General features: G+C 29.3%; 22 protein-coding genes. 13 read left to right on the top strand and 9 right to left on the bottom strand.

The genetic code is table 11. The features are described 5' to 3' along the window. Nucleotides 1-136: 136 nt before the first annotated feature. The 3 genes from GXK56_RS21780 to GXK56_RS21770 all read right to left on the bottom strand — a co-directional run bounded on the left by GXK56_RS21780 (nt 137) and on the right by GXK56_RS21770 (nt 3646). Nucleotides 137-610 carry a PTS glucose transporter subunit IIA gene (locus GXK56_RS21780; protein WP_160691391.1) on the bottom strand — a complete coding sequence of 158 codons (474 nt, stop codon included), beginning with the start codon at nt 608-610 and terminating at the stop codon, nt 137-139. A 10-nt stretch (nt 611-620) separates the two neighbouring features. Beyond that, nucleotides 621-2177, bottom strand: coding sequence for a PTS transporter subunit EIIC (locus tag GXK56_RS21775; protein WP_160691389.1), 1557 nt, complete (start codon nt 2175-2177; stop codon nt 621-623). A 146-nt stretch (nt 2178-2323) separates the two neighbouring features. Then, nucleotides 2324-3646, bottom strand: a complete 1323-nt coding sequence (locus tag GXK56_RS21770) for a 6-phospho-alpha-glucosidase (protein ID WP_160691387.1) — start codon at nt 3644-3646, stop codon at nt 2324-2326. A 302-nt stretch (nt 3647-3948) separates the two neighbouring features. Here GXK56_RS21770 and GXK56_RS21765 point away from each other — a divergent pair, with 302 nt between their 5' ends. Then, nucleotides 3949-4692, top strand: coding sequence for a MurR/RpiR family transcriptional regulator (locus GXK56_RS21765; protein ID WP_160691385.1), 744 nt, complete (start codon nt 3949-3951; stop codon nt 4690-4692). A gap of 459 nt (nt 4693-5151) precedes the next feature. Here the strand turns inward: GXK56_RS21765 and GXK56_RS21760 are convergent, their stop codons facing one another. Continuing rightward, on the bottom strand, nt 5152-6813 hold the full coding sequence (locus tag GXK56_RS21760; RefSeq protein ID WP_160691383.1) for a nucleoside kinase: 1662 nt from the start codon (nt 6811-6813) through the stop codon (nt 5152-5154). Nucleotides 6814-6979: 166 nt separating this feature from the next. On the opposite strand from GXK56_RS21760, the gene GXK56_RS21755 reads away from it, so the two are divergent. From GXK56_RS21755 to argF, 9 genes are all read left to right on the top strand, one after another. Further along, the gene (locus GXK56_RS21755) at nt 6980-7669 is read left to right on the top strand and encodes a DUF421 domain-containing protein (protein ID WP_160691381.1); all 690 of its coding nucleotides are present in this window, start codon (nt 6980-6982) and stop codon (nt 7667-7669) included. After that, complete coding sequence (locus GXK56_RS21750; RefSeq protein ID WP_160691379.1) at nt 7669-8049, top strand: DUF4363 family protein; 381 nt, start codon at nt 7669-7671, stop codon at nt 8047-8049. Before GXK56_RS21755 ends, GXK56_RS21750 begins: the two co-directional genes overlap by 1 nt. Before the next feature lie 447 nt (nt 8050-8496). Then, nucleotides 8497-9720 carry an argininosuccinate synthase gene (locus tag GXK56_RS21745; RefSeq protein WP_160691377.1) on the top strand — a complete coding sequence of 408 codons (1224 nt, stop codon included), beginning with the start codon at nt 8497-8499 and terminating at the stop codon, nt 9718-9720. Next, nucleotides 9720-11105, top strand: a complete 1386-nt coding sequence (argH, locus tag GXK56_RS21740; RefSeq protein WP_160691375.1) for an argininosuccinate lyase — start codon at nt 9720-9722, stop codon at nt 11103-11105. The genes GXK56_RS21745 and argH overlap by 1 nt, the downstream gene beginning before the upstream one ends. Nucleotides 11106-11308: 203 nt before the next feature. After that, a complete protein-coding gene (argC, locus tag GXK56_RS21735) occupies nt 11309-12343 on the top strand; it encodes an N-acetyl-gamma-glutamyl-phosphate reductase (RefSeq protein WP_160691373.1) in 1035 nt (344 codons plus the stop codon). A gap of 63 nt (nt 12344-12406) precedes the next feature. Continuing rightward, nucleotides 12407-13630 (top strand): bifunctional glutamate N-acetyltransferase/amino-acid acetyltransferase ArgJ, encoded by a 1224-nt coding sequence (gene argJ, locus GXK56_RS21730; protein WP_160691371.1) that lies wholly within the window; start codon nt 12407-12409, stop codon nt 13628-13630. 43 nt (nt 13631-13673) lie between these two features. Beyond that, complete coding sequence (gene argB, locus GXK56_RS21725; protein ID WP_202127928.1) at nt 13674-14531, top strand: acetylglutamate kinase; 858 nt, start codon at nt 13674-13676, stop codon at nt 14529-14531. Between the two features lie 47 nt (nt 14532-14578). Then, nucleotides 14579-15763, top strand: coding sequence for an aspartate aminotransferase family protein (locus GXK56_RS21720; RefSeq protein ID WP_160691367.1), 1185 nt, complete (start codon nt 14579-14581; stop codon nt 15761-15763). Nucleotides 15764-15796: 33 nt separating this feature from the next. After that, a complete protein-coding gene (gene argF / locus GXK56_RS21715) occupies nt 15797-16717 on the top strand; it encodes an ornithine carbamoyltransferase (RefSeq protein WP_160691365.1) in 921 nt (306 codons plus the stop codon). A gap of 104 nt (nt 16718-16821) precedes the next feature. Here argF and GXK56_RS21710 read toward each other — a convergent pair whose 3' ends face one another. After that, a complete protein-coding gene (locus GXK56_RS21710) occupies nt 16822-17250 on the bottom strand; it encodes a MarR family transcriptional regulator (protein WP_160691363.1) in 429 nt (142 codons plus the stop codon). A 148-nt stretch (nt 17251-17398) separates the two neighbouring features. On the opposite strand from GXK56_RS21710, the gene GXK56_RS21705 reads away from it, so the two are divergent. Continuing rightward, a complete protein-coding gene (locus GXK56_RS21705) occupies nt 17399-17854 on the top strand; it encodes a DUF2798 domain-containing protein (RefSeq protein ID WP_160691361.1) in 456 nt (151 codons plus the stop codon). Nucleotides 17855-18093: 239 nt separating this feature from the next. Here the strand turns inward: GXK56_RS21705 and GXK56_RS21700 are convergent, their stop codons facing one another. From GXK56_RS21700 to GXK56_RS21690, 3 genes are all read right to left on the bottom strand, one after another. Next, nucleotides 18094-19128, bottom strand: a complete 1035-nt coding sequence (locus GXK56_RS21700) for a nucleoid-associated protein (protein ID WP_160691359.1) — start codon at nt 19126-19128, stop codon at nt 18094-18096. A 206-nt stretch (nt 19129-19334) separates the two neighbouring features. After that, on the bottom strand, nt 19335-20381 hold the full coding sequence (locus tag GXK56_RS21695; protein WP_160691357.1) for a MupG family TIM beta-alpha barrel fold protein: 1047 nt from the start codon (nt 20379-20381) through the stop codon (nt 19335-19337). Between the two features lie 20 nt (nt 20382-20401). Continuing rightward, a complete protein-coding gene (locus GXK56_RS21690; protein ID WP_160691355.1) occupies nt 20402-21823 on the bottom strand; it encodes a PTS transporter subunit EIIC in 1422 nt (473 codons plus the stop codon). Between the two features lie 450 nt (nt 21824-22273). On the opposite strand from GXK56_RS21690, the gene murQ reads away from it, so the two are divergent. Both murQ and GXK56_RS21680 read left to right on the top strand, forming a co-directional pair. Further along, on the top strand, nt 22274-23182 hold the full coding sequence (murQ, locus tag GXK56_RS21685; protein WP_160691353.1) for an N-acetylmuramic acid 6-phosphate etherase: 909 nt from the start codon (nt 22274-22276) through the stop codon (nt 23180-23182). 174 nt (nt 23183-23356) lie between these two features. Continuing rightward, nucleotides 23357-24193 (top strand): MurR/RpiR family transcriptional regulator, encoded by an 837-nt coding sequence (locus GXK56_RS21680; protein ID WP_160691351.1) that lies wholly within the window; start codon nt 23357-23359, stop codon nt 24191-24193. 156 nt (nt 24194-24349) lie between these two features. On the opposite strand, the gene GXK56_RS21675 is transcribed toward GXK56_RS21680, so the two are convergent. Further along, entirely contained in the window at nt 24350-25705 is a 1356-nt protein-coding gene (locus GXK56_RS21675) for a 6-phospho-beta-glucosidase (RefSeq protein WP_160691349.1), read from the bottom strand. Nucleotides 25706-25816: the final 111 nt, after the last annotated feature.

Raw genomic sequence — 25816 nt, 5'->3', positions numbered from 1 at the left:
CAGCCCCCATTACGGACTTTCACCGATTAGCACGTGCCCATGCTGGGCACACCAACAATAATAGCCAAGAGTATCCTCTGTACTCTTGGCTATTACAAACTTTAATACCTTGCTTCCATTATACATCAACTTTCTATTAAGAAATCTTCATTATAGAAGCACCTGATTGCTTATATCCCAAATACTTTATAATATTTTTATCTGCATGATTAATTATAACAACTGGAATTATTGTATTAATTCCTTTATTCTTAATGAATTCAAAGTCTACTTTTATGAGTTCTTTACCTATAGTTACTTCTTCTCCTTGATTTATTAGAACCTCAAACCCTTCACCATTTAAATTAACTGTTTCTAATCCAATGTGAATTATTATTTCTAAATCATCATCGCTCTTTAGTAAAATTGCATGCTTAGTTTTAAAAATTTGTGCTACATAACCATTTACAGGTGAACATATAGTATTTCCTTCAGGAATTACTGCAATACCTTCACCCATCATCTTGCCAGAAAATACTGGATCTGGGACTTCTGAAACATCAACAATTTTTCCCTCTATAGGAGAACATACCACACCATTATTTTTTTTCTTAAATAATTTGCTAAACATACAGAATCACCTACTCCATTCCAATTAAATCTCTTACTTGGGTTTTGTAAACATCAGCTTTGGCTCCATATATAACCTGAACACCATCTTTAACCTTAACAATCCCATTAGCACCAAGTTTCTTCCATGTATTCTCATCTTTAACCCTAGACATATCATTAACAGAAACCCTTAATCTTGTAAAACACGCATCTACGCTTTTAATATTATTTTTCCCTCCAAGAGCATCAACTATCTCTTTAATTATTGCATCACTTGATGAAACTATTGAACTTTCTTGTGAATCTTCTTCTAATTCTCTTCCAGGAGTTTTTAAATCCCATTTTTTTATTGCAAATTTAAAACTGAAATAATATAAACCAAAATATATGACTCCTATTATGGGGACAAATATCCAGTTAGAACCTTTATCTGACTGCATAATTCCATTAAATATAAAACTTAAGAAAGGTCCTCCAAAAGCTGCACTACCAGGTATATTAACTTGTAATAAATAAGTTAATAGATACGCTATTCCTGCGAATACTGCATGAATTCCATATAATACTGGTGCTATAAATAAAAAGGAAAACTCAATTGGTTCTGTAATTCCAGAAAAGAAAGCTGGAATTACTGCCGCAAGGAAAAATCCTCCTATAACCTTTTTTCTTTCAGGCTTTGCACACTTATACATAGCCAAAGCTGCACCTGGCAATCCAAACATAGATTCTATAACCTTACCATTCATAGCAAATCTAGTGACATCAATATTGAAAAGTTCTCCTGGCGTAGCTAGTTGAGCCTGATAAATATTAACAGCGCCTTCAACCACTTTTCCACCTATATCCATACTTCCTCCGAGACTTGTAAAGAAAAATGGAAGATATACAAAATGATGAAGTCCAAAAGGAAGAAGTGCCCTCTCAGCTAGACCGTATATCATAGAACCAAAAGCACCAGAGTTTTTAATTAGTATGCTTAATTGATTTAATATACTTTGAATAAAAGGCCATACTATAGATAATGCTAATCCTAAAAACAATGATCCAATAATGGCAACCATTGGAACAAACTTTGTACCACTAAATATAGATAAAACAGGAGGCAATGATATATTGTAATATTTATTATGTAAATATACAATTAAAAATCCTACTATAATTCCTCCAAAGACTCCTGTATCAACTGTAGGAACTCCTAGTATACTAGCTTGTCCCACTAGCAGTTTATCTGGATTTATTTTACCAAAATTAATAAGTAATGTACTCATAGTTGCATTCATAACCATATATCCTAAAAAGGCAGATAGTGCTGCAATCCCCTTCTCTTTTTTTGCATAACCTATAGTTATAGATATTGCAAAGATTACTGGTAAATTGCTAAATACAATTGATCCTGATGCTTTAAGCAAGTTAAAAAATAACTTTAAAAACCACACTTGTAGAAAAGGCATCGTTTTCATTACAGATGGACTTAAAAATGCAGATCCAATTCCCATTAATATACCAGCAATCGGCAATATAAGTATTGGGGTCATTAATACTTTCCCTAATTGCTGAAATTTAGAAAAATAACTTTTATTTTTCATTTATTCTTCCTCCTCGTAAAATAATTATTTAACATTTTACTAGAATATTGGTATGATTCTAATATACCAATATTCTATTTATATAAAATCAAATGACATATGAATAATTCAAATTATACTATTACTAAACTATTATTAAATGTAATTTATTTAAATTCAGGCCAATATTCCTTATTAGCTCCTATTAATTTTTCTAAGACTTCTCTTGCTTTTTTTGCAGACACAATAGTTCTGTTTAGTGTTAATGCCTGTAATGCTTTTTGATATGATCCTTCAAAATAAGCATCAACTGTTAATTTTTCATAAGCCGATTGTGCTTCAATTAAGCCTTTATAAAATGTAGGAATTTTTCCTACTGCAAGAGGTCTTGGTCCATTTGCTGTCATTATCGAAGCAACTTCAACCATTACATCATCATCTAAATTAGATACTATTCCATTATTCTCCACGATAACTATATATATTTTCTTTAGATTATAAGCAATAGATTCAGCCACTTCTATCATAAATTCACTATGTGCATCATTGTGAACCATAACAGAATCTTCTACTGTACCTGCTTTGGCAACTCTTCTACATTCTTCAAATACTCTCTTTTCTCTTCCTTCCATAACTTCATTTGCCCTTGTATAATTTGGATTTAAATGGCTAACTTTATAGTCAGGATAATAATAATATTGTAAATAAGTATTAGGAAGATATTCTGGGAAATCATCAACCATATCCTGTACCATTGCATACGTATCCAGCCATGATTTGTCTCTTTGTTCTGCATCTACTGGAATAAATCCTCTCTCTTTTATTACTTTTCTTAGTTCTGGAACCAAATCAATCCCATTTTCATCATATAAATTAGTAAACCATCCAAAATGATTTAATCCAAAATAAACTGGCTCAAAATTTTTAGAATCTTTTCCTAGTACTCTGCCATAAGAACGTAATAAATTAACGGGTTGATCACATATATTTAAAATTCTCTTATCTTTAGGAAATTCCCTTTTTACCGCTTCAGCTACTATAGCTGCTGGATTTGTATAATTTAGTATCCATGCATCTTTAGAATACTTTCGTATATCTTTTATTGTCTTAATCATGTCTCGTATAGATCTAAGCCCATAAGCAAATCCTCCTGCACCACAGGTTTCTTGTCCTATTACCCCTAAACTTAAAGGAATTTTTTCATCTTTTTCCCTCATTTTATAGCCGCCAGTTCTCATTTGCATAATTACAAAGTCAATATCAATATAGGCTTCTTCAACCTTAGTAGTGTATTGGAAATTCAATTCAGGGTACTTTTCCTTAAACAATACTTTTGCATAATTAGCAATTACTTCTTGTCGTTCTTCATCTATATCAAATAAAACTAATTTATTTATAGGAAATCTATCCTTTAACTTACATAAACTTGTGAGAAGTCCAGGAGTCCATGTACTACCTCCGCCAACTAATGATACATTGAATTTTTTCATCTAATAACATCTCCTTATCTAATATATAAAGTATTATTAATCTCTTATTATACAAATTTTATAAGATTTCATGAGGTACCATTCATGTTACTTTTAGTATAGTGCCTTATTTTCAATAAAAAAAGGGTTTTAAATGTTTTAGAAAACATTTTCAAATGTAGTATAATATACATTCCTGAAAATATTTTCATTTCTGTGATATAATAATTTAGTAGAGCATTAATACATATTTTACTTACTAAAATTCTATCAAGTTTTGTTGCACTTTTACTCTTGATCGTATTCATTTAAGGAGGTATCACATGACAATATTTGATACTATTGAAAAAAATCGAAAACTATTAAATAAAAATGAGAATTATTTACTTAAGTACATATTGGAGAACACTGAAAAAGTATCAAACATGCGAATTCAAGACCTCTCTAAGGAAACTTTTACTTCTACTGCAACCATAGTCAGATTCTGCAATAAATTATCTTATTCAGGATATGCTGAATTTAAAGCAAACTTAAAGAGTTCATTAAGCAAAGAGGGAAACCATAAAATATCATCAAATAATACATTTTTATTTGATGATATTGCTAAAACTAAAGATTTAATTAATGATTCTGTAATTGATGAAGTAATAGGTCTAATTTACAATGCTGAAAAAATAGATTTTTACGGAGAGGGTTCCTCAAAAGATGTATGTATAGATATCTCAAGAAAATTTCATCTTGTAGAAAAAAATTGTAGATATTTTAATGACACAAGCATAATGTATTCTACAGCAAGTGATCTTGATAGGAGAACTCTAATTATTGCTATATCAATGTCTGGAGAAACTCCTCAAGTAATCAAGGCTGTGAATATAGCAAAAACACGAGGCTGTAAAATAATATGTGTTACCAGTGTAGGCTATAATACATTAGCCAACCTATCTGACAAATGTCTTTTTATATTCTCAAGCGAATATGAAATAAATAATATTAAATTTAAATCCAGGGTGACAGCTAATGCTATAATGGAATATGTGTTTTTTAGATATTTAGACAAATATAAATAACAACAGAAGAAAATCTTCTCCGCAAACTATGTGTTTCTATTACTTTCAAAAGTTATCTTTAGATTTGGCTTAGTTATAAATTCTTATAACTAAGGTCTTCTAGCTATAAAAGTATCAATATTATTAATATTCCTACACAAAAAATACTTGAGTTATAAAATTCTTATCCTATAATTCAAGTATATCTCGTTCTTACATAATATATATTTAGTATCTAACTAGTAAATTAAATGACTGAATAAGTATACTTTTATATCTAGGCATTGGTTTTATCCATACAAAATACTTAATAAATCATTATATTTATTGGCGGTAACAATATAAAAAGAGCAAGTTCACTAAAAACTCACTCCATAAATTATTTTATAATACTATTATTCATAATCTTCCATTATCAACTGTTAAACATGAACCAATTACACAAGTTATTTTATCAGCCAAAAAATACTACTATAAAATTTAATATTCATAAAAAGCTGATCCACCAATAAATTCTCTTAACAAAGAATTTTTAGGAACCTCTTCAATATCAATTGTCTCAAAAAAGCTCAAAAATGCTTTTAATCTTATAGCCTCTGAATATACAGGGCTTTCTTCTGTTATTTTATTTAATTCCTTTAATGCATATGGCTTCAATACTCCAAGTTCATAAACCAATGTGGAATTAAAAGCTACATCAGCCTGCTCTTGATATACAAATATATTATTCTTTTCTCCATTTTTTATTGATTTCCACATTTTTAAAGTGTCTTCTGCTCCATATCCCCTTGATAAGGAATCCCTAACTATTCTTCTCACTTTTCTAACATCTGTTGTAGAAATTCTATTATGATTATCTATGTTTAATTGAGTTAATGCTGATATATATATTTTAAACACGTTTTTATTCAATTCATCTGAAATTAGATTTGGATTTAATCCATGAATTCCTTCAAGTATTAAAACTCCATTCTCTGGTAATTTAACTCTATAATCCTTCCATTCTTTTTCTCCGGTTTTAAAATTATAAATTGGAAGTTCAACTTCTTCACCTTTCATCAGTCTTTCCAAATTATTGTTTAATAAATTTAAATCTAAAGCATTAATTGACTCATAATCAAAATCACCATTTTCATCTTTAGGCGTATCTATTCTATTAACAAAATAATTATCTAAAGATACTGGAATAGGTATTAATCCATTTACTCTAAGCTGTATACTCAATCTATTTGCAAAAGTTGTTTTCCCTGAGGAAGACGGGCCTGCAATTAATATTACCTTTACATCTTTTTTATTAAAAATTTCATCAGCAATATTGGCTATTTTTTTTTCATGAAGCCCTTCTGACACCATTATTACATTTCTTAATTCCTTATTTAAAACTTTTTCATTTAAGGTTCCAACATCTTCAATTCCTAATATAGTAAGCCATCTTTCTGTTTCCAAAAATATCTTAGTTAAGCTCTTTTGCTCCTTAAACTGAGGTAATTCATATAAATTCTTTTTAAAAGGTCTTTGTAGTATAAACCCTGATTCATAATGAAATACATTAAAAGTTCTGATTACTCCTGTAGAATATGCCATTGATCCATAAAAATAATCATACCTTCCTTCAAGCTCATAAAGGTGTACATCTTTTATATTATAATATTTTAATAGCTTTACTTTATCCTCCATTTTGTACCCTCTAAATATCTCCATAGCTTTTTCTTTAGAAGTAATTATGCTATTTATTGGTACATCTCTATCTATAATTTCTTGCATTTTTGTTTTTATTTTATTAATCTCTTCTTCATTTAAGGGGGTTTCTTTATGAATCTCACCATATACAGCCTTACTTATTGCATGCTCTATTGTTATTTTAGCTTGTGGAAATAAGTCCAGAGCTACTTTAATAAATATAAATTGCAAGGTTCTTGTATAAATTTTTATTCCAATCTCTGTGTCAAAGCCTATTAATTCTACTTCTCCATCTTCTTGAATTTCTTCAGTCAACCCATGGTACTTACCATTTAACTTACATATAGCAATATCTTTAACGTTCTCTTTATTACCATGATATTCAAGAATTAAATTGTAAAATGTTATTCCTTTTTTAGCTTTGATTGTTTTATTTTTAAGTATAGATCCTTCATTAATCATATATTAAACCATTCCTCTCAATTCTTATATTTAATAGAGTCCAAAACTCTGAATTCTTAACTTCCCCAAGTATATTATATACAATTTTACTAAAAAGGATAAATCTATTTTTACTTTGAATATTAATTTTATTTTTGCAAATATTAATTTCTGAGGTGGTTTTTTTATGTTTGTAGTATCTATTAGAACTGGAATTTTATATTTACTAGTTGTCATAACAATGAGATTAATGGGAAAAAGGCAAATAGGAGAGCTTCAACCATATGAATTTGTAATAACAATTATGATCTCAGACTTAGCTTCTCTGCCTATGCAAGATACCAGATTGCCATTATTACAAGGAATTATCCCTATAATAACATTATTGTTTTTAAAAACAGTACTAACTCAAATAGGTTTGAAATTTCAATGGACAAGAAAATTTGTAGATGGAGAGCCCTGTATTTTAATACATAATGGAAAGATTAATTATTCAACCTTAAAAAGGCAGCAGTTGAATATTGATGAATTACTTGAGGAATTAAGGCTTGCTAATTATTTTAATCTAGATGAAATTCAATATGCAATCCTTGAAAATGATGGACAGATGTCGATTCTTCCTGCAGATTATAATTCTTCTAAAAAATCTTCTGCTTCCACGCAAAAAGCTGAAGTAAAACTTCCCCAAATATTGATTTCTGATGGAAAAATCAACAAAAATTCATTAACTTCTATTGATAAAGATGAACAATGGATACTTGATTTATTGAAAAAACATAATATCTCTTCAATAAAACACGTATTAATAGCTTTATATGATACAGAAGGTAAATTTAAATTTCAACTTTTTGATAAATATGAAAAGAGGGATGCTTAATGAGAAATGCTTTTTTATCTATACTTCTCTTTTTATTTACCATGATATGTGTTTACATCTTAAATAATTCTGTACTTAATTTATGCGATGATATTAAAAATCAAGCTGAAAATATAGAAATAAAGATAACAAATGGTGATTTTGAAAGTGGATATACTGACTCTCTTAAATTATTAAATTCGATCCAAGAAAAAAATTTTGTTACATCTATATATTTAAGTCATCAAGAATTTGATAATTTACTAAATGAAGCTGTAAAATTATCTACTTATTTAGTTCATGAAGATGAAACTGAAGCCCATACTTCATTACATTTATTAAAACATAACACTGATCATCTAAAAAAATTACAACTACCTAATTTTGAAAATATACTTTAATATATTATGAATAATATTAAACTTTTTTTGTCTAAATATAATTTATCTTTTATATTTTTTTCCTTTAATAATGAATAATGTTAAATTTAATTTGCATATTTAATATATGCTTTTAAGTATCATCAAATTAATGCCTTAATTATCCATTGAAAATACTAATATTTCTTATACCCAATCAAAAAACATTTCATATATCTCAATTAAAAATGCATAAATATATACGATAACGCGGTATAAATTATATATTTATTCAAACCTACTTTATGCATAAAATTAAATATTTTATGCATAATTTTTAAAATTTCATGTATATTATTTAATTTTTATGAATATTATTACTAATAACACTTGATTATTCTATTTCAAAACTGTATAATTATAAACATCAAATTAACTTAGAAAAATTTATTAATTTAATTTATATAATTATCGAGGAGGGCTTTTAAAATGGCAAAGTATAATAAAGTGGTTTTAGCATATTCGGGAGGACTTGATACATCAATTATTATTCCATGGTTAAAGGAAAATTACGGATGTGAAGTAATAGCAGTTTGCGGAAATGTAGGTCAAAAGGATGAACTTGATGGCTTAGAAGAAAAAGCAATCAAAACAGGAGCATCAAAATTATATATTGAAGATTTAACTCAAGAGTTCGTTGATGATTACATCTTCCCTACTATTCAAGCAGGTGCTATATATGAAGGAAAATATTTATTAGGTACTTCATTTGCTAGACCATTGATCGGAAAGAGATTAGTTGAAATTGCAAAAAAAGAAGGTGCTGATGCAATATGTCATGGTTGTACTGGTAAAGGAAATGACCAAGTAAGATTTGAAATGGCAGTTAAAGCATTTGCTCCAGAAATGCCAATAATAGCTCCTTGGAGAATTTGGGATATTAAATCAAGAGAAGATGAAATAGATTATGCAGAAGCAAAAAATATTCCATTAAAAATTAATCGTGAAACAAACTACAGTAAAGATAAAAACATTTGGCATTTAAGTCATGAAGGTCTAGATTTAGAATTCCCTGAAAATGAACCTAAATATGATAAGATTTTAGAACTTTGTAAAACACTTGAAGCTGCTCCAAATGAAGCTACTTACATTACATTAACTTTCGAAAAAGGTATTGCAGTTGCTTTAAATGGCAAAAAGATGAACAGCGTTGAATTATTAGATGAATTAAATAAAATTGGTGGAGAAAATGCTATTGGTATTACTGACATGGTGGAAAATAGACTTGTTGGTATGAAATCAAGAGGTGTTTATGAAACTCCAGGTGGAACTATTCTTTACAAAGCTCATAAAGATTTGGAAGAACTTTGCTTAGATAAGGAAACATCTCACTATAAAGAACAAGTAGCATTAAAATTTGCTGATATAGTATATAACGGACAATGGTTTACTCCACTTAGAGAAGCATTATATGAATTTGTTAAAAAGACTCAAGAAACAGTTACAGGAGAAATCAAATTAAAATTATACAAAGGAAATATTGTAAATGCTGGTATGACTTCACCTTACTCATTATATAGTGAAGAATATGCAACTTTTGGAGAAGATGGAGTATACGATCAAAAGGATTCAGCTGGATTTATAAATCTGTTTGGTTTACCTACAGTTGTAAATGCTAAGATGAATGAAAAAATTAAGAAAGAGGAGATATAATGAAGCTTTGGGGCGGACGATTCAAAAAAGGTACCGACAAATTAGTTAATGATTTTAACTCTTCTATAAATGTTGATTCTAGAATGTATAAAGAAGATATTGAAGGAAGTCTTGCTCATGCTTCCATGCTTGGAAATCAAAACATAATTCCAAAGGAAGCTAGCGAGAGAATTACTTCTGGCCTTCTTGAAATACTAAAGAGAATGGAAAATGGCGTTATTGAAGTTGATGAAACTGCTGAAGATATACACAGTTTCATTGAAGGTACATTAACTTACTATATTGGGGATAATGGAAAAATGCTTCACACTGGAAGAAGCAGAAACGACCAAGTAACTTTAGATTTAAGATTATATTTAAAAAAGGCAATTGTGGCTTTAAAAGAAGATATCATAGCACTAGAAGACGTTCTTTTAGAAAAAGCAAAGGAAAATATAGATACTATAATGCCTGGATATACTCACTTACAAAAGGCTCAGCCAATAACTTTTTCTCACCACATTTTAGCTTACGCTGAAATGCTAAAAAGAGATTTTGGCAGACTTTCTGATTGCTACAAGCGAGTTGATGAAATGCCTTTAGGCTCTGGAGCTCTTGCAACTTCTACATATCCAATAGATAGAGAAGCTGTTGCTCGTGACCTTGGTTTTTCAAAAGTTACACTAAACAGTTTAGATTCTGTATCTGATAGAGATTATGCTATTGAAACACTTTCTTGTCTTTCAATGATAATGATGCATCTATCAAGATTTTCAGAAGAAATTATACTTTGGTGTACAAATGAATTTAGTTTTATTGAACTTGATGATGGTTATAGTACTGGAAGCAGTATAATGCCTCAAAAGAAAAACCCAGATGTTGCAGAATTAGTTAGAGGAAAAACAGGAAGAGTTTACGGAGACCTTATGACTTTACTTACTGTTATGAAAGGAATTCCTCTTGCATACAACAAAGATATGCAGGAAGATAAAGAAGCTCTTTTTGATGGATTAGATACTGTTACCCTTTCACTTAAAACTTTCTGTGGAATGATAAAAACTATGAAGGTTAAAAAGGATAATATGAGAAAAGGTGCTGGCCTTGGCTTCACTAATGCTACTGACCTAGCTGATTACCTAGTTAAAAAAGGAATGGCATTTAGAAATGCTCATGAGGTAGTTGGTGAAATAGTTCTTGAATGTATTAAGAGAAATATAATGATTGAAGAACTTACTCTTGAAGAACTTAAAGGCTTCTCCCCTATCTTTGAAGAGGATGTATATCATGCAATAGATTTAGTAACTTGTGTAGAAGAACGTAAAGTTATTGGTGGACCTTCTACAGAATCAGTTAAGATGCAAATTGCTGCATTAGAATACTTTATAAATAAATCTAAAGAAATATGATAATTATAAGTCTTAAAGAAGAAATGTATAGTTTCTTCTTTAAGACAAATTTCAATTGTCTATGAAATTTAAAATATAAAGTTTCTCTTATGAAATTTTATAGACAATTGAAATAGGTTAACTAAAACTCTATACATATAAAAAGATTTACAAAAGCAAATTATATAATATAAATATTACTACATTAAGGAGGACACTTTTAAATGATCAAGGTCGGAATAATAGGCGCTACTGGATATGTTGGTGCTGAACTTTTAAGATTACTATTATCTCATCCTAAAGTTGAAGTTGCTGCTTTAAGTTCAGTTTCATTTGAAGGACAAGAAATTAGTAAAGTATATACAAACTTTTTCAATAAAACAGGTTTAATATGCGAATCCGCAGATGATGTTGTATCTAAATGTGATGTAATCTTCACTGCACTTCCTCATGGATTAAGTGAAGACATAGCCAAAAAAGCAATTGATAACAAAAAGATTTGTATTGATATGGGTGCAGATTTTAGATTATCTAATGAAGCTGAATATGAAGAATGGTATGGTAAGAAATTTACACAACCAGAAATTCACTCAAATAGTGTATATGGACTTCCAGAATTAAATAGAGAAAAAATTAAGCAATGTTCTCTAATTGCTAATCCTGGCTGTTATCCAACAACTATAGAATTAGGCTTAATGCCGCTACTAAAAAATTCATTAATAAAATTAGAAGGTATTATCTGTGATTCAAAGTCTGGAACTACAGGTGCTGGAAGAGGATTAACTTTAAATACTCATTTCCCAGAAGAAAATGAAACTTTTGCACCATATAAAGTTGGAGCTCATAGACATACTCCTGAAATTGAAGAAACCTTGTCTAAAATGGCAAAGGATAAAGTAAGTGTAACTTTTACTCCTCACTTACTTCCAATTAATAGAGGTATTCTTTCAACTATTTATTGTGCACCAAAAGCTAAAGTAAATCTTGAAGAAATCCACAAATTATATGTAGATTTTTATAAAGATGAACCATTTGTTAATATCTTACCACTTGGGGAAACTGCTTCTATAAAAAATGTAAGATTAACAAATGACTGCTTTATTTCGTTACATTTAAACCATAGACAAGATCAAATTATCGTTGTAAGTTCTATAGATAATATGATTAAAGGCGCTGCAGGACAAGCGATTCAAAATATGAATATTATTTTGGGATTTGATGAAACAGATGGATTGAACTTAATTGCTCCATCTTTCTAGTGCAAATCTTAATATAAAGAATGAAATTATTTTATATGTCCATTAAAAAAGGGGGTTATGTTTTTGAATATAAAATATATAGATGGTGGAGTCACAGCTCCTAACGGTTTTCTAGCTTCAGGTATACACTGTGGATTAAAGAAAAGTAACTTAAAAAAGGATTTAGCTTTAATATATTCTGAAGTACCAGCAGCTGCTGCTGGAATGTATACAAAAAATAAGGTTAAAGGAGCTCCTATTTATATTACAAAGGAGCATTTATCTAACAAAAAAGCACAAGCAATAATTATTAATAGCGGTAATGCAAATACTTGTAATGGTGATGACGGATTAAATAAGGCCAAGAAGATGACTTCTCTTCAAGCTAAGGCATTAAATTTAAAAACTGATGATGTTTTAGTTGCATCTACAGGGGTAATTGGGGTTCCTCTAAATATAGATGCTGTTAAAAGCGGAATTCCATTGCTTACAGAAAAGTTATCAAAAGATGGCTCTAACGATGCATCTTTAGCAATTATGACGACTGATACCTTTCAGAAGCAATTAGCTGTAGAATTTTATTTAGGAGATAAAAAAGTTACTATAGGCTCAATGGCAAAAGGTTCTGGAATGATTGAACCAAATATGGGAACAATGCTTTCATTCCTTACAACTGACATTTCCATTGCTCCTGAACTTTTAGATGAAGCATTAAAATCAAGTGTTACTGTAACTTATAACAGAGTTAGTGTTGATGGTGATACTAGCACTAACGATATGATATTAGTACTCGCTAATGGCTTAGCAGAAAATCCTACTATAACAGAAAAAAATGATGACTACTATACTTTTGTTCAAGTTCTTACTAACTTAAATACAATTATGGCTAAAAACATTGCCAAAGATGGTGAAGGTGCTACAAAATTATTAGAGTGTCAGATTTTAGGAGCAAAAACTGAAGAAGATGCTGTTATTTTAGGAAAGAGTGTTATTAATTCAAGCTTAGTAAAAACTGCAATGTTTGGTAGTGATGCAAACTGGGGAAGAATTCTTTGCGCATTAGGATATGCAAAGATTGATTTTGATCCTGAAAAAGTAGATGTATCTTTTGAAAGCTCTGCTGGTTCTATAAAAGTTTGTGAAGCTGGTAGCTCTCTATCTTTCGATGAAGATATTGCGAAGAAGGTACTAAGCGAAAATGAAATTGTAATTAAAGTGAATTTATTCTTAGGCGATCATGATGCTTACGTTTGGGGCTGTGACCTAAGTTATGAATACGTAAAAATAAATGGAGACTACAGAAGTTAGGACAGTTAACTGTTAACTGCCAACTGAAAAAGTGGGGTGTGTTATTTTGAATCATAATGAAAGAGCTGAGATATTAGTTCAAGCTTTACCATATATCCAAAAATACTATGGCAAAACAATCGTAGTAAAATATGGTGGAAATGCAATGGTAAGTGAAGAACTTCGTGAAACAGTGATAAATGATATTGTCTTAATGAAATGTGTTGGAATTCAGCCTGTTGTTGTACATGGTGGAGGTCCTGATATTTCAGATTTATTAAATAGATTAAATCACAAAAGTGAATTTATTAATGGCTTAAGATATACTGATGACATTACTATTGAAGTAGTTCAAATGGTCTTAGGCGGAAAAGTAAATAAAAATTTAGTTTCTTTAATTGAGAAGTTTGGCGGTAAGGCTATCGGCTTATGCGGAATGGATGGTTCTCTTTTAAAAGCTAAAAAAATAGAGGCAGATGCTGACTTAGGTTATGTAGGCGAAATAACTAAAGTAAATACTGAAATCCTTAAAACTACTATAAATTCAGGATATATACCTGTTGTTGGTAGTGTTGCTATAGGTGAAGAAGATAATAAAGCCTATAACATAAACGCTGATACTTGTGCAGCAAAAATTGCTGCTGCCCTAAAAGCTGAAAGATTAATACTACTTACTGACGTACCAGGAGTTATGAAAGATCCAAAAGATATTTCTACTCTAATTACTACCTTAAGATTACATCAAATACCTAAACTATGTCTTGAAGGCATAATCAAAGGTGGAATGATTCCGAAGATTGACTGTTGCGTTGAAGCAATCAGAATGGGTGTTGAAAAAGCAACTATCCTCGATGGACGTGTACCTCATTCACTTCTTTTAGAACTATTCTCGCCAGAAGGTATCGGAACAATAATATATTAAAAACAGTTGACAGTTAACTGCTAACTGAATTAATTGGGGGTGTTTTTATGTCATATGATTTTAATGAAGCAAAAGAACATATTGTAAATAGTTATGGTCGCTTAAAACCAGTAATCACTCATGGCGAAGGTGTTTATTTATACGATTCAGATGAAAATAAATATTTGGATTTTACAAGTGGAATTGGGGTTAGCAGTTTAGGGTATGGCCATGAAAAATGGGTTAAAGCAACTAGTAAACAATTAAAAACTCTTACTCATGCCTCTAACATATTTTACACTGAACCAAGTGTAAAACTTGCTAAAGAATTAACTGAAAAATCTAATATGAGTAAAGTATTTTTTGCTAATTCTGGAGCTGAAGCTAATGAGGGTTCAATTAAATTAGCTAGAAAATATAGTTATGATAAATATGGTGAAGGAAGAAGCACAGTACTTACTTTAATGCAATCCTTCCACGGAAGAACAATAACTACATTAAAAGCTACTGGACAAGAGAAATTTCATAAATACTTCTTCCCTTTTACTGAAGGTTTTAATTATGTAAAAGCTAATGACATTGAAGATTTCAAGGAAAAGCTTACAAATGATGTTTGTGCTATAATGCTTGAAGCAATTCAAGGTGAAGGCGGAGTAATTCCATTAGATAAAGCTTTTGTTCAAGAAGTAGTGAAAATTTGCAATGAAAAAGATATACTTGTTATCTTTGATGAAGTTCAATGCGGTATAGCTAGAACTGGTAAAATGTTTGGTTACAATAATTTTGATGTAGAAGCTGATATTGTTTCTGTAGCAAAAGGTCTCGGAGCTGGTCTTCCTATTGGAGGTATTCTTTGCTCTTCAAAAGTAGCAGATGTATTTAAACCTGGTGATCATGGTTCAACTTTTGGAGCTAACCCAGTTGCATGTGCTGGTGCTTTAGTAGTTCTTAAAGAACTTTGCACTGATAAAATTTTTGAGAAAATAGCTAAAAAAGGTGCTTATGTAAAAGAACTTATTGAAGAAGCTAATAATCCTCAAGTAGTAGATGTTCGTGGAATTGGCTTAATGATTGGAATAAAAGTAAAATGTGATCCTGCATTAGTTCAAAAAGAAGCTATTAAAAAAGGATTATTAGTATTAACAGCTGGAAAAGATGTTGTAAGACTTCTTCCACCTCTTGTTATAACTAAAAAAGAACTAGAATCAGGAATAAAAATAATCCTAGAAATATTATCAAACATAAAAAATTAACAAGAAACTGTTAATTGAGTTCGGGGGATATGTATGAAAAAAAATTTATTGAAAATGGATGATCTCTCTAAAGAAGAAATTTTAGAAATTTTAAATTTAGCAGATCAATTAAAATACGAACAAAAACATGATATAGAACATCCTCACTTAAAAGGGAAAAGCTTAGGTATGATATTTGAAAAATCCTCTACTAGAACCAGAGTTTCTTTTGAAGTTGGTATGTATCAATTAGGTGGAAATTCATTGTTTCTAACCGATAGAGATTTACAAATTGGTCGTGGAGAACCAATGGAAGATACTGCAAGAACTCTTTCAAGATTTTTGCAAGGTATAATGATTAGAACCTTTTCTCATGAAGAAGTTGAAAAATTAGCTAAATACTCATCAATACCAATAATAAATGGATTAACTGATCAAGAACATCCATGCCAAGTATTAGCTGACTTAATGACTATAAGAGAAAATAAAAACATTCTTGAAGGATTAAAAGTTGCCTTCATAGGTGATGGAAATAATATGGCAAATTCTTTAATGATTGGCTGCTTAAAGGTTGGAATGAACTTTGCTATTGCATCACCAAAAGAATATACTGCTTCAGAGGCATACTTAAACAGAGCAAAAGAAATTGCAGAAAAAGAAGGTGTTACTTTTACGGTAACTACCTCTCCTGCTGAGGCAGCTAAAGATGCTGATGTATTAATTACTGATGTCTGGGCAAGCATGGGACATGAGGAAGAAATTGAAGCAAGAACTAAAGCATTTAAAGACTTCCAAATAAACAAGGAATTAATGGCTGTAGCTGATAGTAATGTTATGGTACTTCACTGCCTTCCAGCACATAGGGGTGAAGAAATTACAGCTGAAGTTTTAGAAGATAATGCTGATTCTATTTTTGATGAATCTGAAAATAGATTACATGCACAAAAAGCTGTTCTTGTTAAATTAATGAAATAAAACTGATTCCTTTCCTTATATCTTAAAATATAAATTTAAATAGAAAACAAGGAGCATTCACTCCTTGTTTTTCTATTTATCTTAATAAATTTTATATATTCAATCTAATCTAGCCAATCTTTTCGCAAAAATTCTTTTACAAATTGAATATTTTCATCACCCATTTTTTTAATAATATTATCCTCTAACTGCTTCTTTAATATAAGCATTTCTGTGCAATATTCTTCACCTTTTTCAGTTAATACAATTAATTTATCTCTATTATTTCCTTCAATTGACTTTAACATAATATATTCATTATCAATCAATTTTTTTGCACACTTATGTGCTCCCTGTCTTGAGATATTCATTTTTCTTGCAACTTCAGCTACTGTCATTTCTCTTATATTAATAGTTCCTAACATATGTGATTCTGAATCTGATATATATTCTGAATGCTTCTGAGCCCATAATTTCATAACTTCTTTACGAAGCTTTTTATGCTTTTCACTGATTAAATCTATTAAGTTTAAAGTTTCCAAATAATTGTCCATATTGATTCCCTCTTATCCATATTATTTCTCTTATTATTTATTATAGAAATTTCAATTTTCTTTGTCAACTTTGTTGACAAAATCTTTTTCATAATGATAAAATAAATTGTAAACTTAGTTGACAATTTATTTTATAAGGAGATGTATCATGGGAAAAAATAAAAAAGAAAATTTTATATTTACACTTATTTGTTGTGCTTTAATGGTCTTAGGAATGGACTTATATAATGGTATTTTACAAAATGGATTTACTAGTAATTTATTTATGGGAATTTTAATACCATATGTACCTATTTTTTGTGTAGCATTAATTTTAGATTGGTTCTTAGTTGGTAAATTAGCTAAAGGACTTGTAGCTAAAATAGTAAATGACAATGACCCGCTGCTTAAGAAAGTATTACTTATATCATTCTTTATGGTTTGCGGTATGTGTTTTTGTATGTCTTTAATTGTATCAATAATACATAGAACTACACCTTCAGAATTTCCATTACAATTTGTTAAAACTTTAGGAATGAACTTTATTTGTGCTATGCCACTTCAATTACTTATAGTTGGGCCAATAGCAAGAGGCATTTTCTTTAAAATGTATCCTAGTCATTAATTTATTTATAAGACAGAAGGAATTATGTCTGCATATTACTGCAGCCATAATTCCTTTTACTCTACTTATTAGGCATAGCTCTGTTTATATATTTTCCTTAAGGAAAGTTCTGCTTTCCAAATATAAAATGCACTGTGTGAAAGTTCGAGACCCCAAATATGAAATTTGGGGTCTCGAACTTTTGGAGCATCACTTTTACTATGTGAAAGTGATTCAATGCGAAACAAGTTTCGTTTTCTCTACTTTTCTATATAATTAATAACATTCTTTACTATTAGATTAATTGTTCCATCACCATTTCTTTGAATTTCAAATTTACTAGAATCATGATAAGTATCTTCATTTATATATAAATCAATTTGCTTATCAATATTTAATCTGACTCTCTTTAATTTTTTATCAACCCAAGTTTTATCTACAGCAACTTCTTCTAGCCCTTGCTGTTTTATGTAATTGGAAAAATCCTCTTTTACTTGTGGGTGTTCATTGAAAAGTTCTTCCGAAAATGAATCTATATTTATTGTGTCCTCTTCTTTTAACTTAGTTTTAATAGCAGTCCTAATTTCCTCTGCTTTTCCTGCATCTTCAGTAATATTTTTTCTAGTCCAATTTTCTGCTGCTTTTACAAAGGTCTTTGTCATATCTCTTTCATTTGTAATGATGCTGGCTCCTAAAAATGTATTTATAAAGTAATTTGCACCATATTCTTCTTCTGATCCACCTTTTTGTTTATCAAGAATCATTAAATTATAATTATCCTCTTCCTTAAGAAGTTTAATGAAAGCTGCTTTTTGTATCTTTTGACCACTTCCTGGTAGCCCTGCTACTTGTGGCACTATTCCTATTCCAATCTTTTGATCAATAAATTGAATCTCATGAGTAAAGTTTTTAACATAATCCATTTTTAAAATACTTATCATAGGTCCTTGATCAGTCATTATTGATGCAATTATTAAATCTCCAGATGGTATGTTCACATTTCCCTTCATTATTATGAACAACTGCCTAGCAAGTTCCTTAGATAAATCAACTAAATCATTGGTTACTTGATTTAAATAATCCTGAACAACTTCTTTTACTATATTCCTCTCTGGATTAAATTTTGCATATTTAAGTTCTTCGTCTTTAAAACATTTTTCTATATGCTTAAATAAAAATTTATATATATCCTCATCTAAATCTAGACTATACTCATTAAGCACAGGCTCTTCTCCATTGCTATCTAATATGTGGATAACTGCTTCATTTATGTTAATATCATTTACGTATTCCAATATATTTCACCACCAAAATTAAATTTGTTACATTAGCTATTATAAACTTTAATACATACAAAAAAAAGATAACCTCACTAAGTATTTTTATTTTTATTAACTAATCTACTTATTGAGGTTATACATATATTATTTTAAGATTATGAGCCTATTTTCATTTCTTCATTTTTAATATTATTTATATCATAAGTAATTGTTTTTTTAAGCTATATAAATTTGAATCCTAAACCCTCAGTAATATAATCTAAATATTTAATGCCATCGTTATTAATTTTACCTATAACATTAACCTTAGGTTCTAGCGCTAAATCTTGCCTTGCAATTTCAAGTTCACCTGAATATCTTAGATAATCTAAATTTCCTATGAAAACACTGCCTTTATTTCGTTCTTTTAATAATTCAGCCTGGATAATTTCACCTTGTGAACTATACTCACGTGATTCTTGAGACCTTATTACATAATCACTAGAATCTAGCCTGTCATGGTGAATTATATTTTTCACAAATGAATATTTTTCATCTATTGTAGCAGGTAAAGAAATATATCCCTCTGATAATTCTTTTAATTTAATCCAAGTTTCATCTTTAATATCTATGTCTCCAATCATTGGAATGTCTGTTTCAGTATCTTTAATTAGCTGAAGCATATTAAACAATAAATCTCCACATCTATGTTCTTCAACTGTTGGTAATCCCATATGAAGAGGTCCTCTTAAATCTTTATTTCCTGCTACAAATGCCATAGTAGTAATACCAAAACTTTTTAATTTTTCATTAATTTTGCTTACTTTTTTTAAAGACAATCCAGTTAAAGGTTTAGGATAAAAGTTATGGCATGCTAAAAATCTTGAAAAATCCGCATTTAATGCTTTCAAATCATTTATATCTTTATCTGATAAAGTTGATGCATTGAATACAATGTTAAAATCTTTAGACAATTCAATAATTTCTTGATTTTTAAATCCATAATCTAAACGTAAATGGGTTATACTAGTTTGTTTAAGTTCTTTAAAATTACTAAACCCAAGCTTTTCTAGTGTTCTTGGTCCAACATCAACTATTAGATTTAAATTATTCAATTTACAAAGATTCAATAAGGATTTTACTTCTTCTTCATAATTATTAACCTTTTCTTCTGGTATATGAAGTGAAGTGAAAGCATACTTAGCATTGTTCTTATTAGACTTTTCAATTATTTCTTTATTTTTTTCATATCCTGTACCAAGATATAATGATATTCCAAATGTATACATATCAAACACCTTTTCATAATTTATTTTCCATAAACTTCATCAATTCTTTTATCATCAACACCAAAGAAGTATGTTAGTATAAATCCACCTACATAAGCACCTAGCATTGAAATAATATAAAAAAGCTGTGTTCCTGGTATAACTATTAATAGTCCAAATAATCCTGATACTCCTTGAGATACTGTACCTAAATGGAATATAGATGCTAATATACCTCCGATTCCAGATCCTAAACATGCAGTTACAAATGGTTTTCCAAGTGGAAGGGTTACTGCATACATCATTGGTTCACCAATACCTAATATCCCAACTGGTAATGAATCTCTTGTTAATTGTTTTAATTTTTTGTTTTTAGTTTTTAAGTATAATGCAAGACCAGCACCAACTTGTCCTCCACCTGCCATCATAAGAATAGGTAACAAATAATTTATTCCTTGTGTAGCTCCATTTGGATCATTTAGCATAGCATGAATTGGAGTTAGTGCTTGATGCAATCCAACTGCAACTAAAGGTAAAAAGCCTGCTGATAATATGTATCCACCGACTACACCTAATTTAACATATATAAAATTTAAAATTCCGAAAATACCAACTGTTAAGCCTGCCCCTATTGGTTGAAGTACTAATAATGTAATTATCCCACCAATAATAACTGTTAACAATGGTGTAAAAAAGGTTTGAAGTATATCGGGTATAAATTTACGAATTTGATGTTCTAAAATAGCAAAAAACATACCACTAATAAGGGCTGCTAATAATCCCCCAGCTGCTGGATTAAATACTGTACCTGTCAATGGAAGAATTACTGGTGCATCTTTAAATTTTGATAAAAGCGGCATAGCTGCATTTGCAATCGATAGTGCTCCTGCCATTGCACCTAATGCTGGTGATCCTTTAAATTCCTTAGCTGCATTCATACCTACAAGAATAGGTAAATAAGCAAAGAGTGCCCATCCCATTGTTCTTATACATTCATACCACCATTGTCCACTTAATGAACCATGAGTTGAAACATTTATAACGTTTGTAATACCATTTATTAATCCTGCTGCAATTATTCCTGGAAGTAAAGGTACAAAAATATTTGCTATTTTTCTTAGAAATACTTGAACTGGATTTGTTTGTTTAGCTTTATTGGCAGCTTTATTTTCTTTAGCAAGTTCTTCAGCATTTACTTCTTCTGTAAAACCTAAAGAGATACCTGTTAACTCTGAAAATTCTGCGCCAACTTTCTCTACCTTTCCAGGTCCAAAAACTATTTGTATTGTGTCGGATTCAACAATTCCCAATACGCCTTCTATTTTCTTTATTCTACCTAAATCTACTGCTAATTTGTCTTTAACAGTAATACGAAGTCTTGTCATACAAGTTGCATTTCCAAAAACATTGTCTTTTCCTCCAATAGACTCCAAAACTTCTTCAGCAATTCTCTTATAATCCATAAATACTCCTTTCTGCTATCATAATTATCAAATCAGAAAACGTTATGATAATTTTTTATAATTTCCTGACTTACACACTATAATAACCCTTCCTAATTTTTACTAGTATATTTTTATTATAATCTCTCCTTTATATATGTCAATAAAATTTCACTTATAATATAATATACTTAAAATTTTATTTTAGTTATATGAATTTAATTCATTAACTTTAATTGAAACTTATTATATTAAAGAACATATCAATATATTATATGGTTCATTTACAAAAATATTAGTATTTATAATAATCTATATTTTTATATTACTTACTTTAAATATAATTAACTTAATAATGGCATCTCCATAATGTAATTACATAAAATATAATTGCATTGTTTAGATTAATATATTGAAATTATATTTCAATATTTATATAATATATTTAACAAAGATAAAGGAGTGATTGTCTTGAAAATCAATTTAGATATCCTTGATACAGAACAAATTAATTCGAATAGTAAAAATATAGATTTAATGAATACAAATGATATACTTACTGTAATTAACAATGAGGATAAAAAAATTTCACTTGCTATAGAAAAAGTAATTCCATCTATTGAAAAGCTAATAAATTTAGCATATGAAAAAATGTTATCAGGAGGACGTATAATATACATCGGCGCTGGTACAAGTGGAAGATTAGGCGTTTTAGATGCCAGTGAATGTCCTCCTACTTATGGGGTAGATCCATCTTTATTTCAAGGAATAATAGCTGGCGGTTATAGTGCACTAATCAAATCCAAAGAAGGTGCTGAAGATTCCTTAACTCTTGCAAAAGAGGATTTAATGAATATAGAGTTAAATAAAAACGATACAGTAATAGGATTAGCTGCCAGTGGAAGAACTCCTTATGTTATTGGAGGACTTGATTATGCACATGAAGTTGGTGCATTAACCGGTGCAATTTCGTGTGTAAATTCTTCTGAAATAGGTAAACATGCGGATGTGTCAATTGAAGCAATAGTGGGTCCTGAAGTTGTAACTGGTAGCACAAGAATGAAAGCCGGAAGCGCTCAAAAAATGATTTTAAATATGATTTCTACTTCATTAATGATAAAGCATGGTAAGGTTTATCACAATTTAATGGTTGACGTTCAACCAACCAACGATAAATTAATAGAACGTGCTAAAAACATTATTGCAGAAAGTACTGATTGCACAATAGATGTGGCTTCGAAATATTTAATAAAAAGTAATTATAATGTTAAACTTGCAATTTGCATGATATTAACAAACCAAAATAAAGAAATATGTGAAGAAATTTTAAATAAATCAAATGGCAATATATCTGAAGCTATCAGGCATATTAAAAGTTAATTTTTAATATAATTCACAAGCTATATTTAGTATAATAGATATTAACTATGCAGATACTTATACAATAAAATAATTTTATTGTATAATACATATTATTTCTTTAATAACTTAAATAGTATTTATATTTTAAATAGTTTTTACTATATGCTATTTTACTAAAAGTGAGGTTTTATAATGAGTTGTTTATATAAAATCAAATCCTGCGAAAATTTAACAAAAACAGAAGAAAAACTTTCCCAATATATAATAGAACATTTTAATGGCATAATATATGATTCTATTCAGGATATTGCTGAAAAAACCAATACTTCTCCTGCTGCTGTTATCAGATTTTCAAAAAAACTTGGCTACAATGGATTTGCTGAATTAAAGCTTGATCTTGCCAAAGATAATACTGAAGAAATCCCTTTATTTTCCGAAAAAATTTGTGAAAAAGATTCCTTAAAAACAATAGTAAAAAAATCACTGGTATCAGATACTTCAACAGTTGAACAGACCTACAAACTTTTAAGAATAGAAACCTTAAATGATGCAGTACAAGCTATGAAAAAAGCTAAACGTATTTACTTATTTGGAATAAGTAGTTCTGGTATTTGTTGTTATGATTTAGCCCAAAAATTATCTAGAGTTGGATATAACGTTGTTTTTTATAACGACTTTCATATGCAGTTAGCTGCAACCAGTTATATTACTAAGGATGATGTTGCCCTTGCAGTCAGCTATAGTGGAAATACAAAAGAAATAAATGTAGCAATGGAGCATGCTAAAACCAAAGGAGCAACTACTATTTCAATAACCCAATTTATAAAAAGCCCATTATTAAAGTTCTCAGATTTGATTTTATATGTTCCATCTCAAGAGAATGATTTAAGACTTGGTGCAGTTTCCTCAAGAAATGCATCTTTAATTCTAACTGATTTATTATATTTGGGTATGATTACAGATGAATTAGACGAAAATAAAAAAAATTTAATAAATTCGCGTAGTTTAGTAAATAAATTACGTTTATAAAAATTTAATAACCTCAATAAGTATTTTAAGATTCATGTATCACTTTACTTATTGAGGTTATCTTATATTTCTTTTTGATTATAAGGTTGTGAGTTTTATTATCTTTAGTATTTATATAAATTTTAAGGGATTAATTTATATAAATTAACTTAATTCTTAATTTTTTAATTTGTTTATTGCCTCTGTAAATTGTGGTAGATATTTTTTATGAGCTAATAACAATTCATCTAATACTTCTTTAGCTACTTTTCCACTTGGAACTAATGGATTTATTGTGAAAGCTTGAATTGCTTCCTCATAGCTTCCACTAATAGCTGCAGATATTGTTATTTGTTCCATTGACTTCATTAACTGAAGCATTCCTTTTGCTGCTAAATTTAACTTTCCAAAATTTATTGGTTCTGGTCCATGTGCTGTTATTATACTTGAAACTTCTGCAACTGAATCATATGGAAGGTCAGGAACTGCACCATTATTAAGTGTACAAACTACCATAGTTGTTTTTTTATCATTATATATGGAGCATATAACTTCACAAGCAGCATCGCTATAGTAAGCCCCTCCACGTTTTGTTAATTGTTCTGGCTTATAATCTAATTTAGGATCCTTATATAATTCAAATAATTCTGCTTCAGTTCGCTTTACAACTTCTGCTCTTGTTGAACCTGTTTTAAAGCTTTCTAACTCTTCTTTTAACATATCATCTGTTGCATAATAGTAATTATGATATGGACAAGGTAATAATTCTAAATCTTTTATTTGTTCATATATAAATTTTGAATCCTTAATATTAGCTACTACAGCTTCATTATTTAAATCTGCATTTTGTGGATTATATAATAATTCAATTAACTCTGCTGTTCTTTCATTTCCTTCATTGTCCCAAACTCTATGGTAATTAAAATGATTTAAGCCAGCAAATTTAAAAAATAAATCTTCTTCTGGAATTTCTAAAGCCTTACTGTCTTGTTTCATACAGTTAATAGGTACATTACATAATCCAATAGTTTTATTCCATCCACCATATTTTATTGCTGCTTCTGTTATCATCCCTGCTGGATTAGTAAAATTTATAAGCCATGCATTAGGACACAATAATTTCATGTCTTCTATTATGTCTAATATTACAGGAATTGTCCTAAAAGCTTTAAACATTCCACCTGCTCCATTTGTTTCTTGTCCAATCAAACTTTGACTTAATGGAATTCTTTCATCTTTTATTCTCGCATCTAACAATCCCACTCTAAATTGAGTTGTAACAAAATCAGCATCTTTTAAAGCCTCTTTTCTATCCAAAGTCAAATTAACTTCCCAATCCAAACCTGCAGCTTTAACCATTCTTTGAGCCATAGCACCTACAATTTCTAATTTTTCATTACCTTCTTCAACATCTACAAGCCATATTTCTTTAATAGGCAGTTCTCTACTACGTTTTATAAATCCTTCAATTAGTTCTGGAGTATAGCTTGACCCACCTCCAATTGTAACTATTTTTATTTTCTTATTTTTCATAATTTAGATCCTCCATCTAAAATACTATAATAATTTTTTCTACTGTGACTTGTAAAACCTTTAATACAATGCAGTTTATAAGTTTAACTTTTAGCACAAATAAGAAATAAT

It is taken from the genome of Clostridium sp. C2-6-12, assembly GCF_009928485.1.
Taxonomy (GTDB): Bacteria; Bacillota; Clostridia; order Clostridiales; family Clostridiaceae; genus Clostridium.
This window is presented reverse-complemented; position numbering and strand designations above follow the sequence as displayed.

What these genes read in the sequence shown, in the direction of transcription:
- GXK56_RS21780 (WP_160691391.1), bottom strand. Translation starts at nt 610, where the DNA reads ATGTTTAGCAAATTATTTAAGAAAAAAAATAATGGTGTGGTATGTTCT.
- GXK56_RS21775 (WP_160691389.1), bottom strand. Translation starts at nt 2,177, where the DNA reads ATGAAAAATAAAAGTTATTTTTCTAAATTTCAGCAATTAGGGAAAGTA.
- GXK56_RS21770 (WP_160691387.1), bottom strand. Translation starts at nt 3,646, where the DNA reads ATGAAAAAATTCAATGTATCATTAGTTGGCGGAGGTAGTACATGGACT.
- GXK56_RS21765 (WP_160691385.1), top strand. Translation starts at nt 3,949, where the DNA reads ATGACAATATTTGATACTATTGAAAAAAATCGAAAACTATTAAATAAA.
- GXK56_RS21760 (WP_160691383.1), bottom strand. Translation starts at nt 6,813, where the DNA reads ATGATTAATGAAGGATCTATACTTAAAAATAAAACAATCAAAGCTAAA.
- GXK56_RS21755 (WP_160691381.1), top strand. Translation starts at nt 6,980, where the DNA reads ATGTTTGTAGTATCTATTAGAACTGGAATTTTATATTTACTAGTTGTC.
- GXK56_RS21750 (WP_160691379.1), top strand. Translation starts at nt 7,669, where the DNA reads ATGAGAAATGCTTTTTTATCTATACTTCTCTTTTTATTTACCATGATA.
- GXK56_RS21745 (WP_160691377.1), top strand. Translation starts at nt 8,497, where the DNA reads ATGGCAAAGTATAATAAAGTGGTTTTAGCATATTCGGGAGGACTTGAT.
- argH (WP_160691375.1), top strand. Translation starts at nt 9,720, where the DNA reads ATGAAGCTTTGGGGCGGACGATTCAAAAAAGGTACCGACAAATTAGTT.
- argC (WP_160691373.1), top strand. Translation starts at nt 11,309, where the DNA reads ATGATCAAGGTCGGAATAATAGGCGCTACTGGATATGTTGGTGCTGAA.
- GXK56_RS21720 (WP_160691367.1), top strand. Translation starts at nt 14,579, where the DNA reads ATGTCATATGATTTTAATGAAGCAAAAGAACATATTGTAAATAGTTAT.
- argF (WP_160691365.1), top strand. Translation starts at nt 15,797, where the DNA reads ATGAAAAAAAATTTATTGAAAATGGATGATCTCTCTAAAGAAGAAATT.
- GXK56_RS21710 (WP_160691363.1), bottom strand. Translation starts at nt 17,250, where the DNA reads ATGGACAATTATTTGGAAACTTTAAACTTAATAGATTTAATCAGTGAA.
- GXK56_RS21705 (WP_160691361.1), top strand. Translation starts at nt 17,399, where the DNA reads ATGGGAAAAAATAAAAAAGAAAATTTTATATTTACACTTATTTGTTGT.
- GXK56_RS21695 (WP_160691357.1), bottom strand. Translation starts at nt 20,381, where the DNA reads ATGTATACATTTGGAATATCATTATATCTTGGTACAGGATATGAAAAA.
- GXK56_RS21690 (WP_160691355.1), bottom strand. Translation starts at nt 21,823, where the DNA reads ATGGATTATAAGAGAATTGCTGAAGAAGTTTTGGAGTCTATTGGAGGA.
- GXK56_RS21680 (WP_160691351.1), top strand. Translation starts at nt 23,357, where the DNA reads ATGAGTTGTTTATATAAAATCAAATCCTGCGAAAATTTAACAAAAACA.
- GXK56_RS21675 (WP_160691349.1), bottom strand. Translation starts at nt 25,705, where the DNA reads ATGAAAAATAAGAAAATAAAAATAGTTACAATTGGAGGTGGGTCAAGC.